The 15,345-nt window shown below is 52.7% G+C and carries 12 protein-coding genes; 9 read left to right on the top strand and 3 right to left on the bottom strand.

Annotation, left to right across the window (positions count from 1 at the left end; translation table 11 throughout):
- Positions 1-120 precede the first annotated feature (120 nt).
- The 7 genes from Enr13x_RS18110 to Enr13x_RS18080 all read left to right on the top strand — a co-directional run bounded on the left by Enr13x_RS18110 (position 121) and on the right by Enr13x_RS18080 (position 7,757).
- On the top strand, positions 121-858 hold the full coding sequence (locus tag Enr13x_RS18110; RefSeq protein WP_145388366.1) for a hypothetical protein: 738 nt from the start codon (positions 121-123) through the stop codon (positions 856-858).
- Between the two features lie 96 nt (positions 859-954).
- On the top strand, positions 955-1,455 hold the full coding sequence (locus Enr13x_RS18105; protein WP_145388146.1) for a hypothetical protein: 501 nt from the start codon (positions 955-957) through the stop codon (positions 1,453-1,455).
- 37 nt (positions 1,456-1,492) lie between these two features.
- A complete protein-coding gene (locus Enr13x_RS18100; protein WP_145388365.1) occupies positions 1,493-1,930 on the top strand; it encodes a hypothetical protein in 438 nt (145 codons plus the stop codon).
- A 518-nt stretch (positions 1,931-2,448) separates the two neighbouring features.
- Positions 2,449-2,700: a hypothetical protein gene (locus tag Enr13x_RS38975; protein WP_145388364.1), complete on the top strand. Its 252-nt coding sequence runs from the start codon at positions 2,449-2,451 to the stop codon at positions 2,698-2,700.
- Positions 2,701-3,718: 1,018 nt separating this feature from the next.
- A complete protein-coding gene (gene mobF, locus Enr13x_RS18090; protein ID WP_145388363.1) occupies positions 3,719-6,655 on the top strand; it encodes a MobF family relaxase in 2,937 nt (978 codons plus the stop codon).
- Positions 6,652-7,137, top strand: a complete 486-nt coding sequence (locus Enr13x_RS18085; RefSeq protein WP_145388362.1) for a hypothetical protein — start codon at positions 6,652-6,654, stop codon at positions 7,135-7,137. Before mobF ends, Enr13x_RS18085 begins: the two co-directional genes overlap by 4 nt.
- A gap of 128 nt (positions 7,138-7,265) precedes the next feature.
- Positions 7,266-7,757: a type IV secretion system DNA-binding domain-containing protein gene (locus Enr13x_RS18080; RefSeq protein WP_197456125.1), complete on the top strand. Its 492-nt coding sequence runs from the start codon at positions 7,266-7,268 to the stop codon at positions 7,755-7,757.
- Positions 7,758-7,770: 13 nt separating this feature from the next.
- Here the strand turns inward: Enr13x_RS18080 and Enr13x_RS18075 are convergent, their stop codons facing one another.
- Positions 7,771-9,357, bottom strand: a complete 1,587-nt coding sequence (locus tag Enr13x_RS18075) for a hypothetical protein (RefSeq protein WP_145385934.1) — start codon at positions 9,355-9,357, stop codon at positions 7,771-7,773.
- A 209-nt stretch (positions 9,358-9,566) separates the two neighbouring features.
- Here Enr13x_RS18075 and Enr13x_RS18070 point away from each other — a divergent pair, with 209 nt between their 5' ends.
- Positions 9,567-10,568: a type IV secretion system DNA-binding domain-containing protein gene (locus Enr13x_RS18070; protein ID WP_145388360.1), complete on the top strand. Its 1,002-nt coding sequence runs from the start codon at positions 9,567-9,569 to the stop codon at positions 10,566-10,568.
- Positions 10,565-12,796 carry a hypothetical protein gene (locus Enr13x_RS18065; RefSeq protein WP_145388359.1) on the top strand — a complete coding sequence of 744 codons (2,232 nt, stop codon included), beginning with the start codon at positions 10,565-10,567 and terminating at the stop codon, positions 12,794-12,796. The genes Enr13x_RS18070 and Enr13x_RS18065 overlap by 4 nt, the downstream gene beginning before the upstream one ends.
- A gap of 3 nt (positions 12,797-12,799) precedes the next feature.
- Here Enr13x_RS18065 and Enr13x_RS18060 read toward each other — a convergent pair whose 3' ends face one another.
- Both Enr13x_RS18060 and Enr13x_RS38055 read right to left on the bottom strand, forming a co-directional pair.
- Complete coding sequence (locus tag Enr13x_RS18060) at positions 12,800-13,468, bottom strand: hypothetical protein (RefSeq protein ID WP_145388358.1); 669 nt, start codon at positions 13,466-13,468, stop codon at positions 12,800-12,802.
- 1,467 nt (positions 13,469-14,935) lie between these two features.
- Complete coding sequence (locus Enr13x_RS38055) at positions 14,936-15,193, bottom strand: hypothetical protein (RefSeq protein ID WP_197456124.1); 258 nt, start codon at positions 15,191-15,193, stop codon at positions 14,936-14,938.
- Positions 15,194-15,345 lie beyond the last annotated feature (152 nt).

Raw genomic sequence — 15,345 nt, 5'->3', positions numbered from 1 at the left:
GTTGCTGAATAGAAGGCTCTTTTCACCGTCTACGTCGGTATACGGTGTCTACTTCGTATACAGAGCGGCGACGGCAAAAAAGAGTTTGGTTGGCAACGACGATTGTGTGAAACTGCGTGGATGGACCCAATTGACATCCATGCACAGAAAAAAAGGTTGACACTTGAACTTGACCAGGGAATCTATGACTACCTGAACCAGGCGATCGTTCTTTCTCGTCTGAGCGGAACGAGGTCACTCCCCCAACATCTGCCATTTATCATCGAGTCGCAGCTTCATGATGGATCACTTGAGAGTGTCAAACTTGGAATTCAACGTGTTCGCCGTCACGTTCAGTGGCGTCACGAGATTGTTGCAGAACTAATGCAAATCTTGCTCGTTGCACTTACGAATGACGTCGACGCCGAAATCATGGAAATGATCGACACGCACCTTCCCGGTTGCGAATCTCGCATTCCTAGCAGTGCTGAGGTCTTGCCATGTTTTTCACTTGAGCCACGAGGACGCGCTCCGCGTCCAAACGCTTTAGTTCCGGTCCAGGACACAGCGTTTCACGAGGTAACCATCGAAATCGACGGAATCACCTTTGGCCTTCTTTCGATTGAGGCCAGGAAGATGAATTTCTCGGCTGAAGAGCTTGCGTTGCATTTACTCCACAACTTTCGAGACGAGAGTGCGATCCGTGAGCAATGCAAAGAGCTAAGTCGGGTAGAATCTGACCTGCGCAGGCTTCACATGGGCATCAGAAACCTTGTTTTCGCGGTCGTGCTGAAACAGGCTCCGGCGTCCGAGCATCAGGAGTTAGAACAACGTTTTCGCGAACTCATCCGGGAATGGGGACAAAAACGTTGCAAATAGCTACAATACATGAGCCGCGACAATCGCACGCGTGCTCAATAGCTAGTGGCGTTTGACGCCACACGATGCCCTTCGATCTTCAACCCAGGCGATTCCTTGTCTCCTCAAAAAGACCTCTTCGCTTTCGAGGATGAACCAACTGTCATCCACGAGTTCGCAATCGGCGACAACGCGAAGTTTAAACTGCTTGAGAACACACATGTCGACTACGACGATGGATCTGCAACCATCTCCTACAAGATCGAATCGTACCTGCGCGAAAACGCAAAGCTAGATTTTGCGGATACCCCAATTCGCGATACGACGCTCCATGTCGATTTTAAAGAGGTCGCAATCGCAGAAAAGGCCCGAGAGCTCTTCTCGGAAAGAAACGAGGTTACGATTGACGTCGATCAACTGGAAGAGCACCGAGAGATGAAGCGAGATTTTCCAAAAGAGTTCAAGGACGACCTCACTGCCGCGAAGGCTTGGGTTCTCAACAATCGATTTCCTGTTGAAAAACGAATGAGAGAGCTGGAGCAGAAGCTGGAAAAGGAAACTCTCGCCGAACGCCAGCAAGAAAGCGAGGGCATCCGCATCCGGAAGCCAAAGCTGTAATACTGAGAGACTCGCATACTCGACATTTCACGGAACCATGAGCAATCGACTCGTCCATTCGCGAATCACAGCGGATCTTGAAAAACAGTTCTCTGCGCAATGCAGGGCCGAGGGAACCAACAAGAGCCAGAAGATACAGCAGTTGATCAAAGCATCACTTGATGGTGTTCCGGAATCTGGCTCCCCCGAGCCCGCACCGCTCGAAGAAGGGATGTCCCAAGTTCTTGATTCGCTTGATGAGCTCAAACGAGGAATGAGAAACCTCTACAACGAGCAGCTAAAGCTCGAGGAGACTCAGAACTCAATGAGGAGCGACTTTCAGCGCGAAGTGTGGGCGATCTTCAGCTTGCTTTTCCAGAACCATCAGTCGCTTCTTCCAGACCAATCAAAAGATATTGACGTGAGCGAAGTCGCGAAGCTTTTTTGGGAAGCGTTCGAGCAGGCAAAAGGCAAGATGCCTAATGCCGCGCAGTAGGGAATGAGCCACGGAGCGGCGAACTTGAGAGTTGAAAGGGCGTGCCGCAAAATTGTCCCCGGTTGGCACCGGGGGCGGGCTGGCTGCTGCCTATCGTCATGCCTGGTCACCGTGATTTCTGCTGCCTGCATCTTGCCGGTCGCATATCAGCGCGAAGAAGGGCGTCTCCAATGCTGAATACGGAAAACGTTCTTTCTTCCATCTTCTCTTACGATTCGGTTGATAACTTCGAGAACGATATCGACTTCTCCGGACACCCAGACGCATCTTCTTTCCAACTTGAATGGAACAGTTGCTTTCCTCTTCTTCTTTCACTTCTCCAATGCGGTCTCCCCCTGACTTTACGCCCTTCTGTCTGATTTCCTGCACGTGATTTTGGCTCACTCGAGAGCAGGTAAAGGATTTGCCGCTTCGCGTTCCTCCTTGACCGGCTCTCTTTTCCGCTCGCTTTTTCACGCTCCGTAAACAAGACAAGGGCTTCCAAAGTAGGAAGCCCGCTTAACACTGGAGAAATGAAAATGACAAACGAAAAGAAAGCACCCGTCCACACCGTCCGAGTTGGAAATGTCGAAGCGGCGATCTGGGTGAACGACTCAAAGAACGGTTCGTTCTACTCAACCACCTTCAGCAGGAAGTACCGAACAGACGACGGAGTCAAGAACTCAGACTCCTACTCTGGAGACGCCCTTCTTCGCCTCGCCAAAGCCGCTGACCTGGCCCATACCTGGACAGCCGAAAACCCACTTGTCCAAAAACAAGAAGCTGCCTAACAGCCACCTATCCGCCCCCGGTGCCAACCGGGGGCTTTCCTATTTTTTCCGCGTAGCTCGCTGAGCAACGCTCTATTCAACGCGAGAAGCGAGCTTCACGCTCGCGGTGACTACGCGGAAATTCGATCACACCCGACGAAATTTCCGCTTCGTGCCTAAATGTTCCAAAGCCAGCGTGTCTTCGACCTGTGGATAACTCGCGCCTTCCATGACGCCATCCGGCGTCATGGTGCGTACCGGACAGGGGAGTGCGTGCTCGCGGCACGGGTTCTATGCGAACCCTTTCCACCGCTCCCTCGCACTCTTCTGCCGGTACTTGCGAAAACAAGCTTAACGGCCTGATACGGCCTACTTGTTTGTGCTCCGCTTCTTTCTGGGGAAAGAAGCTCCGGAAAACGAAAGAATCCCTACTCGGCCCTCATGGCCTCCCTACGGGATTCTTGATGCCAAAAGCCGTAAGCGGCTTTTGGTTCTCGCTCGTCGCTCGAACTTCGGCTCACCGCCGAAGCCAATAAAGTGTTCCATGGAAATGAAATCAGCCGAACAAGTTCGTCTGTTCCATTTCCACTCCACAACACACCAAATGCACCTGAGGCGTATCCCCGAAAACGTTCTCGTACCGGAAAATACTGGGTTTCCGACGTATACCGGTCTGTATACGGCGTGAGTCCAGTCCCGCTAAGTGCCTTGCCTGGAACTGTTTACAACGATTACGAAGTATACCCCGAAAAGTCCTTGGGTATACGTTCGACACTCCGGAACATGAAAGCGAACCCGGCCCAATTTCTCACATAGAGGCTCGCTCTCCAATGCAATCCCGTCGAAGAACCGAATGCGGAAACTCGCAAGTCGAGGACACGAAAGCGACCAATGAACTCGACTCTCTCACGAAAGAAGAGAGAGCCCAGCTTTCTGATGAATCTATCCAGAAAGCACACCTAGAAGCGTACATGGAACAGATGCGGCGGCGGAACTGCCCAGGTTGCGGCGAAACCGAAACCTTCTAGGAGAACCAAGAATGCTTTCAGCTACGACGATCTACAACGCCAACTATTGGCTGGACCTTGCAAAGACCCAGTACTACACACAAGGCGGCGAGCCACCAGGGTACTACCTTGGTCGCGGTGCAGATGCCCTCGGATACGAAGGGAACGTCGGTAAGGACGAACTCCGAAATCTAATGAAAGGTTTCGGCAAGAACGGCGAGAAGCTTGTCCAGAACGCCGGTAAGACGCGACACCAAGGATACGACTTCTGCTTTTCCGCGCCGAAAAGCGTCTCCGTTTTCTATGCTGCAAGTGATCGCGGAATCCAAAACGTCATTCGCGATTGTCAGAAAGAAGCGGTGAACGCAGCCATTGCCTACGTTGAGGATGCTGCTCTCTTCACTCGAAGAGGAAAGGGTGGACAGGAAATCGAGCGAGCGACTGCGATTGGTGCCGCCTTTGAACACATCACTTCGAGAGCCGGAGACCCGCAGCTCCACACCCATGTCTTACTCGCGAATGCCTGTGTCCGAGAAGACGGAACGACAGGGACCTTCTATGGTCGCGTCAAGAAGGACCAGAATGGAAAGGTGGTACTCGCCGAAAACCCACTCTTTGACCACATCAAGGCGGCTGGCGCGATCTACCGCCTTGAACTGGCGACCAAACTTCAAGAGTCGCTTCGTGTAGAAGTGGTTCGAGACCGCTTTTCCTTTGAACTGAACGCTGTACCGGAATCAGTTATTGAAACCTACTCAAAGCGGAGCCAAGAAATCGACGATTTCATGCAAGAGCACAAGCTTGCTGGTTCCCACAGTTCTCAACTTGCAAACCTGCAAACCAGGACGAAGAAGCAGGAAGTAAACCGGCAAGAATTAGATTCGACTTGGAAACAGGAACTGAACGAATGCGGGCTCAACCCGCTGTGGGCCAAGCTGCAAACAGAACAATACCTTCCGTTTGAGCGAACCAAACCATTACACGCATCAGAAGCAATCCAGGAAGCCTCAACAGCTCTCACCCAAGAGCATGGAGCATTTAGGGAATCCCAGCTCGTTGAGCGCTTGGCGAATGAGTCGATAGGTACGTTGAGAACCTACCAAGAACTCAAGTCCTCGGTCGACACAGCGATTCTCGGTACCGAAATTGAAGGCATTGACGATCCGAGTGAACTGGTCTCACTTGGAATCGAAAAATTCGAACGATTGCTTACCGACAAAACCCACTTTGAGTTGGAGCACCGGATGTGCGGCTTGCTCGAAGAGCACGCCAAAGACCGTTCCCACAAAATTGGTCCCGATCTACGGGAGCAAGCGATTAGGAACACGGAAGACAGGACCGGAGTCAGGTACAACAGGGATTACCTGAGTGCTCTTCTCTACCTCACAATAGGTAACGTACCGGGCCGTGATGTCGGGGCAACTCGGGTACTCATCGGAGACGCTGGAAGCGGGAAGACCACGCTTCTTGCAACCGCCAGAGATGCTTTTGAAAGAGCAGGCTACCGAGTGGTGGGTGCTGCTATTGCGGGGAAGGCTGCTGACGAACTAACCAGCAAAGCAGGAATCCAGAGCACCACCGTCTCGAAGTGGTTTCATGAACTTGCAAAGTCGGACGGAAAGCGAGCGTTGGATGCAGTGCAGCATCTTGGAAGGATGGCTGCTAGAACCGTCAATGGAAAAGACTGGTGGCACTTGGACAACCCGTGTTTTCTTGACGAGAACACAGTCCTTGTAATCGATGAAGCAGGGATGACTGACACTCCCCAGCTTTCCAAGCTTTACGAAAAAGCCGTTGAAGCCGGTTCCCTTGTTATCTGGTCGGGTGATGACAAACAGTGCCAAGCGATTGGGCACGGGGGATTCTTCTCGCTGGCTGCACAAGCGACGGACGCAGCACGTCTGACGGGAAACTATCGGCAGGTCAGCGAGGAGGATAAAGAGCTCGTAAAACTTGCCGCAGCCGGTGACGCGAGGGGCGTCATTGAGAACCTCCATGAACGCGACCGTCTAAGACTCTCAAAAGAGAAGGAAGACTCCCGAACGAAGCTCGTAGAAGAGTGGAAAATGAAAGGGATCCGAAGCCCTAAGGAGCACCAGATTCTTGTTTCGACGAACGAAGACAGGCTCGCCGTTAACGAAGCATGCCAAAAAGAACGCCAAAACATCGTGAAGCGAAAAATCGGTGTCGGCTTTAGGAACCACGAAAACCAAACCATTTTTCGAGGTGACCGGGTGGTCATCCGAGAGAACCTGATCCTTAGCGGGCAGTTTCAATCGGGGTTCAACTACCTCTTTGAAAAAGCAAAGCATTTCGTCACCCAGGAGCGAGAAGCCGTACAGCGAGTTCGAAACGGGCAGACCGGAACCGTTGTCGCGGTGAACCCCTTCACCAAGGAATACTCCCTCAAGATGGATGACGGCCGCTTCATCACGCTCCCAAGCGAAATACGAGACCAAAACCGAAAGAACATCTTCGGAGCCTACCACACGGACATCTTCGGAAGAGACCGAACGAGGAAGGTCAATGTGTCGCTCGGTTACGCTCTCACGACCCACCTTTCGCAGGGTTCGGAGTACAAGCACAGCTACGTCCTGACGGGCGGTAGGATGCAAGATCGAGAACTTTCCTACGTCCAGCTTTCTCGCGGCACCCATTCGACAAAGGTCTATGCCACGGAAAGAGAGGCTGGAATGGAGATTTGCCTTCGAGAAAAACGCAAGGAGGCAATTCGCCAACACGATACGCCGAAAATCGAAGAGCTTGAAAAGCTGATTGAAGCAGCCAGCGAACATCGCGAGACCAAAGTGGAAAACTCGCTTCTGGCAAAACGCCTCGCTGCCTCCCACAAGAAGGAATTCGCTTCGTCAAAATGTCCCGAGAACCAGCCGCCGTTGGACGACAAAGAGGAGCTACGAATAAAAGAGGAACAACGTAGCGCCGTGTTGCGAGAAGGGCTTCGCATATGAAGAAAAAATTCGTGAAGAACGAGGCGATTTCCTTTAAAATCGAGCCCGACCTCAAAGCTGCGTTCCTGGAACGCGTCCCCGATGGTGGCAAACGGAGCGACAAATTGCGACAATTTGTTACCGGAATCGTCAACGGAACCTCACCTGAAATCAACAGCCAATCGCAACAAATGGATGGCAGTGAATTCAACGACCGACTTGATCGCATTGAGCGAGCGATACAAGGTCTCGCGACTGCTCTTGAGAGCATAGCGGAGGATCAGGAAAAGCTAAGCCAACAGCAAGAGAGATTCGCTCGCCAACTAGCCAGCCAACAGGAACACTTTCAGTACCACATTTTTGCCTTTTTCAATGTAATTCTTCAGAATCACCATGTGCTCTTTCCAGACAAAAGCACGTCCCCAAGCGTCAATGACATCGGCCAGATCCTTTTCGCCGCCTTCGAGCGAGCACAAAAAGACATTGAGAGGAGAGCCTCATGAGTCGGGAGAAACCTCTTCACCCTGCCCACACCACTCTCTTGATGCCGCACGAAGCAGACCGAAAGCGATATTTCCCGCTTGAGGGTCCGAAAGGACTTCGGCTTTCCTGGGGTCTGAGTCGAAAGGGCATGCCGTACGACGAACACGTCAACGACACCAAAGTGCACTTTCTGATCGTGGGGACTGCCGGAAGTGGAAAGACTACAGCACTTCACCTCTTAAGCAAGTCCATTCTCGTTCCGAGGAATTCCGTCGGGCACATTGGCGTTGTTCACCCTGACCCAACACCTTATCAAAGCAAGTTTCCGCTCCGCTTCAGGGCGTTAATAACAGACCCCAAAAACGAAAACCTCCCCAAGATGCACGGATGGGGAATCCCGAAAGATGCGATCATCATCACCAACCCTTTTGATGCACGCTGCTCAGGTTGGGACATCTCAGGAGACCTCGACACCCACGTCAAAAGAGACCAGTTCGTAAAGGAAATCATCAATATGGATCCAGTCAATCTGAGCGGAGCGGTCCGCGATGCTGGATCCCGAGTGTGGGATAGGATCGCGAACGCTTGCTTAACACCGGTAATGGACGCTCTCGCGGAGGGTGCATTCCCATTTAGTTGACGCAAAAATCACGTTAATCGTCGGCCGAAAGGAGTTGTTGGTCAGTGGCTTCAACTTTGCAGCTCATTGGACGAGGCTCCCAGTGCCAACTGTCGCTTGCCTGGGTGCGACGGAATTCGGCCAGCTCGCCGATTGATTCATCCCAACGATTAGGAATCAGATGAGCGCGAACTTGAAGCATCTGCTCCGCGTTTTCGCTTTTCCAAAACATTGCATTGCTCTTTAGACGCAAATTGATCACGCGGCGAATGCTGCTTTCGATCGCCCCGCTACCACAAGGGATTCCGCTGCGACGATAGGCAGGGTAACTCAACCGACCCGCTTCACCATGTCGGCAAAGGTAATGGATTTCTGTTTCCAGTTCTGTGGCCGATTTTCCGACGCGTTCTAGGCCGGCGAGCTCATCAACCACTCGCCGCCATTGACCGTTTCGCAGCAGCGTTCGGTACTGACGATAAAGCCCCTGGCGGACGTCTGCGTCGAGCCCAAGCGAAGCAAGCGCTTTGGAAACGTGATGCACCGCATGGCAGCAGTCCAAGACCTGATGCGTGACGACGCTCGTGAGTCCCGCATATTGAATGATGCGATCAATACGATCCCAAATCCAGGGGGCGCCATCGGCGACGAACGTCACGCTATGTGCCTCCGCGGCTCCGAGCCGATGCAGATGCATCGCAACCAATTCGGCGATCGCGTCGGGCCCAGTCAGGGTGCCATCGATCGTCGCTTCATGCTCCTTCACCATCCGCCCCTGCTCGTCGTGAACAAAAATCGTCATCAGTTTAGGCTCCCGCCAGTCCGCTTCAAACGAGCGTGCAGGTTTCTTTGCCGAGCGTCCGGGCGAGTCAGCTTGCCCCTGAGCGACATCATCGCTTGACGCATTGGAAGTCGATGCAGGTAGCATTTTGCCGCGTATTTTCATTCTTCCGCCATCAATTTGCACCGACACTCGTTTCCCGGCCAATTCACCGGTGCTCGCCAACTTGCCCTGCCGAAACAGTTTGAGCCGATGCCGTCGTAGGCGCAATAAGCCGTCGCCAGATTGATAGGCGATCCGTTTGACCGCCTTGATATCAAGTGTGATACCATCGCGAACCAGTTCTCGGTGAGCCACTTCGATCGAAGGACACAATGCCACTTGGCGTGCCACGCGACTCTCCAGCGCGGGCGAGACGCCTTTGCCGAACCCGAATTGAGCAAGCGAAACATGCAAGCCGACGCGGGGCGAATCGTCTCGACCAAGCAACTTTTTCTTAGGGGCACAGTAGAGCGCTGTGGCCCAGAACAGCATGCCGCCGAGCAATCGAACGGCGACCCTAGTCTCGCGCCCTTTCTGAAGCGGTCTTGAGAAGTTGACCCGACTCGATTGGCATGCTTTTTCAAAACCTTTTTCGATCATGGTCGCGGAGATCAGCCCGGCGACGACCATGTCCGCACCGCGGGCAAAGGCATCATGGATGGTTCTTTCCAGCGTTGCGAGTTGCTCGGGATGATCTGAGATCCGTTGTTTCCAGAGCGTAACTTTGGGAACCAACTGAGCGTAAAAGAGCGCGAGCATTTCTTCAGCCGACTCAATCCGCTCACCATTCTCTTGCCCCATGTCTAGTCCTTGCATTGTCGTCGGCATCCTTGCTAGGCGAGTGGAAAATCATCCTTGAATCGCCCAAGATACCGTCAACACCGGATCCAGAAACAGCAGCCAAGCCCCCGACGGGTTGCTAGCAAAAACGTCAACTAAATGGGAATGCACCCCTCGCGGAAGGCGGAAGAACTTGGGACCTCCGAGACCTAATTGAGTGTGTGTCAGACATGCACATTCTCAAGCAGGCCCTCAGTCGGACGCGCGCGGGCAAGAACGCGATGGAGAAGTATATCAACAACCAGTCGACCGATATCAAAGGGAGTGTCGACGTTACACTAGCAGCAACTCTCGACCCTCTTCGAATCGTCGCAAATCTTTGGTACCACGCGAAAACAAAATTCAGCATCAAGGAATGGAGAAAGTCCGGTGGAGTCCTGGTACTCGGCTACGACTCACAGGCAGAGAGCCAATCCAGAATCATTAACTACTTTACTTTTCTTTACGCTATCCAGTCCGTCATCAATGCAGGCCCCACGAAGACGGATCTTTCATGGTTCCTCCTCGATGAAATCAAATTCATGGGGAAGATGGACAATCTTCCAAACCTCCTCGAAGTTGGGAGGAGTGCCGGAGCAAGGGTAGTCGTCACTGCTCTCGGGTATGACTCCCTTGAACAAGCGTTCGACAAGCCTGCCAACGCAAGTTTGGTGCTCGGGCAGTGTCCTCACCAGATGTACTTGCCGCAAGGAAATGCGGCCAACATCAAGAAGGCCGTCGAGCAACTCGGTAAATCATGGGTCGAACAACAGTCCAACACGCAAACCTATGGATCAAATTCCGACAGCAGGGGATGCACGACGCACATGCAAGAAGACGATACCGTTCCCTACTTTCTGTTCAACCAGCTGAACTATCCAAACAAAGACGGACTAGACGCATACTTTACGAGCCCTCATGTATTCCGTCCGAAGCCTGGCCAGAAAATGTGTCACGAGGAGATCACCAACCGGCTTCGACCCCGTTGCGACACGATCAAACCTTACGTGCCGGCACCGGAATGTCACCAACACGAAGTGCCGTGGGGAGCGGAAGACTACGAGCACTTTGGATTCGACCCACCACCAGATAACGAAGGGGTGAAAATAGATCCAGAACCAGATCCGGAACCAGATATCGTGTCTGGTCCTTTAAAATACACTCACATCTCGAAACCAAACAAAAAGCAATGATCCGTCCCTTCAACTTTGCGCAACACGCTAAAGAAGCATCGCTCAGCTTTCGGTTTGAACGCTGCGAAGATGAATTTGTCAACGATTTCCTTGTCCTTCATCCGCAGGGAACGGTTCACGCAAAAAAGAATGGCAATTGGCTAGATCTTTCCGTTGGTGACGACACAATTATCCGATTCCCAAACGATGAAGTTGTCACCATCGACTTAAAACCTCCGTCTGAGCATCCAGAAATCGACACGCGATTTGACAGTCAACTCGACGTCATCCGAACCGCTGACGAGGCCCCCGCAGTCGAAAACTATCTTTACCAATCGCAGGAGAAGGCTTGGTTTAAGGTTGTATTTGAAGAGATAAGCGGTTCGGGAAACTCCGACATTCAAAAAAACAAATCCGGGGATTCGCCCTTTGACTTTGCAGCTTATGCCCAAGAGAGCGGAAACACTTTCGACCATGAGAGGGTCACTCAACAACCGTGCGATGAAATCGAGCTTCGCTCTAGCGGACAGGTCGAAGTGCTTGTTGTGGGTATGAGCGGACTTCCCGAACGAGAGCCGCTCAAAGAAGGTGTCAAAATCAAAACGGGAGACTTCACAGCACTTCTCAACAGCCGGTCTGACGGTTCGCAACTGGACCTCTGGGCGAACGACACAAATGAGCCAACTCCTGATGCGACTTTCGTGTTCAACGAAGAAGATGTTGCGTGGTACAGGGTCGTTATCAAACCAATTCTAAAGCCAGTCGATTACAGAAAGTACGCGAAAGAAAGAGGCATCCTCTTCGAACGAAAAGCTGCTACCAAGTTTCCACGTGGCCTCTCTTTCCGTTCCGATGGTTCAATAGCTTCCGACCACGAAGAAAACAACACAACGGACGGGACAACGGTTCTCCAGCACGAACAGCAGCTATCAATCACCGATGACGATGGACTCAAATTCGTTTTCCGGTTCTTCGAGCACTCCTCGGGTACAACCCTTGAAATGTGGCGAGTGGAGGATGGCGTCCCTATCCCCTCTGCTTTTTACGAGTTCAACAACGAAGACTCCGATTGGGTGTTTATTTCACTGCACAAAGCTTTTCCAAACCTCGTAAATCGGACGCAAAACTCCCAGCAAGTAAGCAATGAACCAGGTCTCATTCCATTTTCGACAGCTGAAGGTCATCGGAATCAATCGAAGGAAGCGAAAAACACCCACAGGATTGACCGTACTCCCAACCGAAGCCCGTGGGACGTCAATAAATATGCGAGAGAACACAATTACACACTTGATTTCGTAGAACTCAAAACCGAAGAAAGCCGACAGCTCCAAATTTTCACGTTACTGGAAGATGGACGGGTCGCAATAAGACTTCAGCAAAAAACTGAAAACCTTCCAGCTGAAGAATTCTGGACGATTGTGACCAACAGAGATTCAGAAGAGCTTTGCTCTTTCATGCTCAGTCACAACGGTGGAATCGCTCAGTTTGAATTCTGGCACCGGACGGTCCTGAAGAAGGAATTCCGCCCCGCTGATGTCTTCGTCTACAAAGATGGTGCTTGGTACGTGATAGGGTTTCAAGCCAGCATCACGGGAACAAAAACTTTCGAAGATGAAGAGTATGAGGACAAACCGCAAGCGGTCCGATGGAGCCCAAGACCAGTTACCTTTTGCACCACCGGACCGAGCAAATTTATCGTACACCCCGCCACGCTACTTCGATTGACACCGGAGCCCGGTTCTGACGCAATTTGGGCTGAAGTTCAGTATCGATATAACGGGCACGTGTCGACATTCGAAACTCGGCATCCACTCCCAGATTACATAGTAGATGCCGAGGGCCAGCGGCTTGACGCGATTAACATCTGTTGCGTCGGTGATGCCAACTCTGACACTTTCTACCCTGTCGTTTACACAACTGACGCACGAGACTCATCCGAAGACAATAGAATTACCGGAGCTACAATTTGTCCCGAGTTCGTTAGATGGCTCCTAGGAGACGATACGCGGACAAACTACGAACGCTCTGGGATGTGCCCATGGAGAGATAGTCATAAAGAGCGATTTTATGCACTGTACTACAATGCTTTGTACGCTTGTTCGCGTCTTTCCGACCCTCCCTTCGACCATGCCGGTGCGGTATACAATGCCGAGTGGTGGGCTGATTGGATGTATGGAAAGTTCTTGCCATGGCACCACAGGAAGTTTTCCAAAAAACCCAAAGACAGTTGGAAAATAGTTCGCGTTTGAGCATCAGCTATCGCGACGAAGCGGCCGACTCTCTACACCCTCAACACCAATATTCCGTCGTGCCTTTGGATACAGATTGAAAGCCCTTCGAAATGCGGCAATTGCGCGGCGGAAAATTCCAGGATTCCCGAACCCCGCATCAATGTCGCATCGCCTTTTTTGCTGTCGGGCACCAATGACAGCTGCTTCAAAACGCTCTGCGTCTTCAGCATGCTGAGTGTCGCTAGCTTGCTGCTCGCGTACGCTTTCATTGTTGTCGACCGCTGGTTGAACCAAAGGTCGCCCAGTAAGCGAACTTAAACCTTCGACGTTTTCACGAGTTAAGCTAAAATCGCCTGCGAAATCATCCCGAGTGCTGCCAGACGCAACCGACCCAGCCCTATTTACCGGTTTGATTTCCTTTAATTGTTCTGCCCTATTCATCGACAGCCGCATGCACTCAAGCTCACTACGAGAAATGTACTCTTCTAAGTGCTTGGCTTTCTCCCACCAGTCTTCTTTGCTTATGAAATCTGACTTCCTGTTTTCGAGCGGTTGGCCATCCTGCCCAATAAATGACCAGTTCTCTAGATTGGCTTGGCCGTTGACGTCAGTATGCGAGAGGTGACTGTCTTCTGGCTGCTCCTGTCCATCGCCCTTTCGTCCCGGTCGCCTATCTTCATACTCACCCATGTGCCCCCTTTGGACCCTACGTTATGGGCAAGTGATAGCACGGCCGTGCAAGGCACTCAAAGTTTCCGAGCGATTGTTCTAGGAAGAGAGAAAGGAGCGGGGTAACCCCGCGAGATTCCTTGTTGTTGAGCTCGCAAAGCGATTCACCAACGAAAGAACGGGGCGGGCAAGCCGCCGGGCCACGGCCTAACCTTTCTCTGTCGCAATCGTCCGTCACCATTCGCTCCGCTACGCTTCGCCCCCAAGGGTGAGCGACGGACGATGGCTCCGACGAAAGAACGGCCGTAGAAGAGGGGCTACCTGAACCCAAAACCGTGGCAAAGAAATAGGAGATCTAGGGCATGGCGCGCGAATCGCCAGCAAGCTGCGTCGGACGAGGAAGCCGGTGCACCTTCGCGACAATCATATCGGCGCGTCGGTGCCCCCGATTTCGCGACACCGAAGCGAATTCAGCCGAGAGTTTCAGCGCGGAAGTCGATGCAACCGCGGCGCCCTCAGTTGTCAGTCTTTGTTGCTCGACTAGACAACGAACGATGGGCAAGACGATGGGGGCAAAACGATCACAGCCTAAAATTGTTTTGCCCCCATTGTTTTGCCTTTGCTCCGAGGATGGGGTACCAATCGTGCAATGGGACCAATAGGACACATAGGACTTATAGGTCGCATCTGTCCTATTGGTCCTATCGATCGCGGGACCCTTCGCCGCCTCGGTTGGACCAACCGACGCAGGTTCTCCAACAGGCTTCGGCGCGTCGGTGGCGGACACCTCCGCAGCTGCAGCGTCAGATTGACGACATTTCGAATCCTGTCAGCGAGGCCCAGGTCTTCCAATCGATCGGGACCAAAGTGGGCGTGACCTGTGCATGCACGCGGGACGCCCTAACCTGCGTCGGAGTGAAACTACGACGCAGCGAATGGTAACCGTATCAAGGAGCGGGGTAACCCCGCACGATTCCTCGTCGTTGAGCCCACAAAACAATTCACCAACGAAAGAACGGGGCGGGCAAGCCGCCGGGCCACGGCCTAACCTTTCTCTGTCGCAATCGTCCGTCACCATTCGCTCCGCTGACGCTTCGCCCAACGGTGGGCGACGGACGATGGCTCCGACGAAAGAACGGCCTTAGAAGAGGGTCTACCCAAACCCCAAAACCGTGGCAACGAAATAGGAGATCAAGGGCATGGCGAGCGAATCGCAATCGCCAGCAAGCTGCGCCGGACGAAGGATCCGACGCAGTTTGGGACGGATGTCCAAATACGCCATGACGGCTCGTCTCGTCCTTGGCCACGAACGCTGCTCGATTCAGACTGCAATCTCAGCCCGAATTTGCACCGGCGTCGGCCACCGGAGCACCCAAACTTTGTTCAAAACACGAACGGTGAGCAGACGTCACCCTTCAAGAAAAAAACGAGTCCGCGTACCTTTCCGTCGCCCGAAAGCCATCCGTGGATTATCGGTGCGAAGCAAATTCAGCCGACGGAATAGTTCAGCTGATTGCCAGGAACTATCTTCGCCACGACTACTTTTGGTACGTGACGGTGAAAATCACGGTCGGGAAAGATCCGCTCAAGACTAACAAGAAACCGATCCGAAAATACGGAATCGATGTTTCCCCATGGGAGCCAACCAGGCGGCGAAAGGCTGGGCTCGCCAATGTCCAGCATGCGCGGATTGAAGACTGATTCACTTGCTGGAGACAAAAGGTCACCACCGGATCCGAACAGCATGAGGATCGGTGACGGGAGAAGAACCAACTCCGGGATTGTCGCCGCATGCCGATCAAGATTGCCGGCTACTCGATTTCTTACCGGCGATCGGGAGTGACGGAAAAGGGGGGCAGTGAGATGGCATGCCCATGTGCGGATCGATCGCCCCACGT

Origin of the sequence: Stieleria neptunia (assembly GCF_007754155.1) — a bacterium.
In the GTDB taxonomy this organism is placed as follows: Bacteria; Planctomycetota; Planctomycetia; order Pirellulales; family Pirellulaceae; genus Stieleria; species Stieleria neptunia.
The sequence above is the reverse complement of the archived record's forward strand: the minus strand, read 5'-3'. Positions and strand labels throughout refer to the sequence as shown.

What these genes read in the sequence shown, in the direction of transcription:
- Enr13x_RS18110 (WP_145388366.1), top strand. Translation starts at nt 121, where the DNA reads ATGGACCCAATTGACATCCATGCACAGAAAAAAAGGTTGACACTTGAA.
- Enr13x_RS18100 (WP_145388365.1), top strand. Translation starts at nt 1,493, where the DNA reads ATGAGCAATCGACTCGTCCATTCGCGAATCACAGCGGATCTTGAAAAA.
- Enr13x_RS38975 (WP_145388364.1), top strand. Translation starts at nt 2,449, where the DNA reads ATGACAAACGAAAAGAAAGCACCCGTCCACACCGTCCGAGTTGGAAAT.
- mobF (WP_145388363.1), top strand. Translation starts at nt 3,719, where the DNA reads ATGCTTTCAGCTACGACGATCTACAACGCCAACTATTGGCTGGACCTT.
- Enr13x_RS18085 (WP_145388362.1), top strand. Translation starts at nt 6,652, where the DNA reads ATGAAGAAAAAATTCGTGAAGAACGAGGCGATTTCCTTTAAAATCGAG.
- Enr13x_RS18080 (WP_197456125.1), top strand. Translation starts at nt 7,266, where the DNA reads ATGCCGTACGACGAACACGTCAACGACACCAAAGTGCACTTTCTGATC.
- Enr13x_RS18075 (WP_145385934.1), bottom strand. Translation starts at nt 9,357, where the DNA reads ATGGGGCAAGAGAATGGTGAGCGGATTGAGTCGGCTGAAGAAATGCTC.
- Enr13x_RS18070 (WP_145388360.1), top strand. Translation starts at nt 9,567, where the DNA reads ATGCACATTCTCAAGCAGGCCCTCAGTCGGACGCGCGCGGGCAAGAAC.
- Enr13x_RS18065 (WP_145388359.1), top strand. Translation starts at nt 10,565, where the DNA reads ATGATCCGTCCCTTCAACTTTGCGCAACACGCTAAAGAAGCATCGCTC.
- Enr13x_RS18060 (WP_145388358.1), bottom strand. Translation starts at nt 13,468, where the DNA reads ATGGGTGAGTATGAAGATAGGCGACCGGGACGAAAGGGCGATGGACAG.
- Enr13x_RS38055 (WP_197456124.1), bottom strand. Translation starts at nt 15,193, where the DNA reads ATGCTGTTCGGATCCGGTGGTGACCTTTTGTCTCCAGCAAGTGAATCA.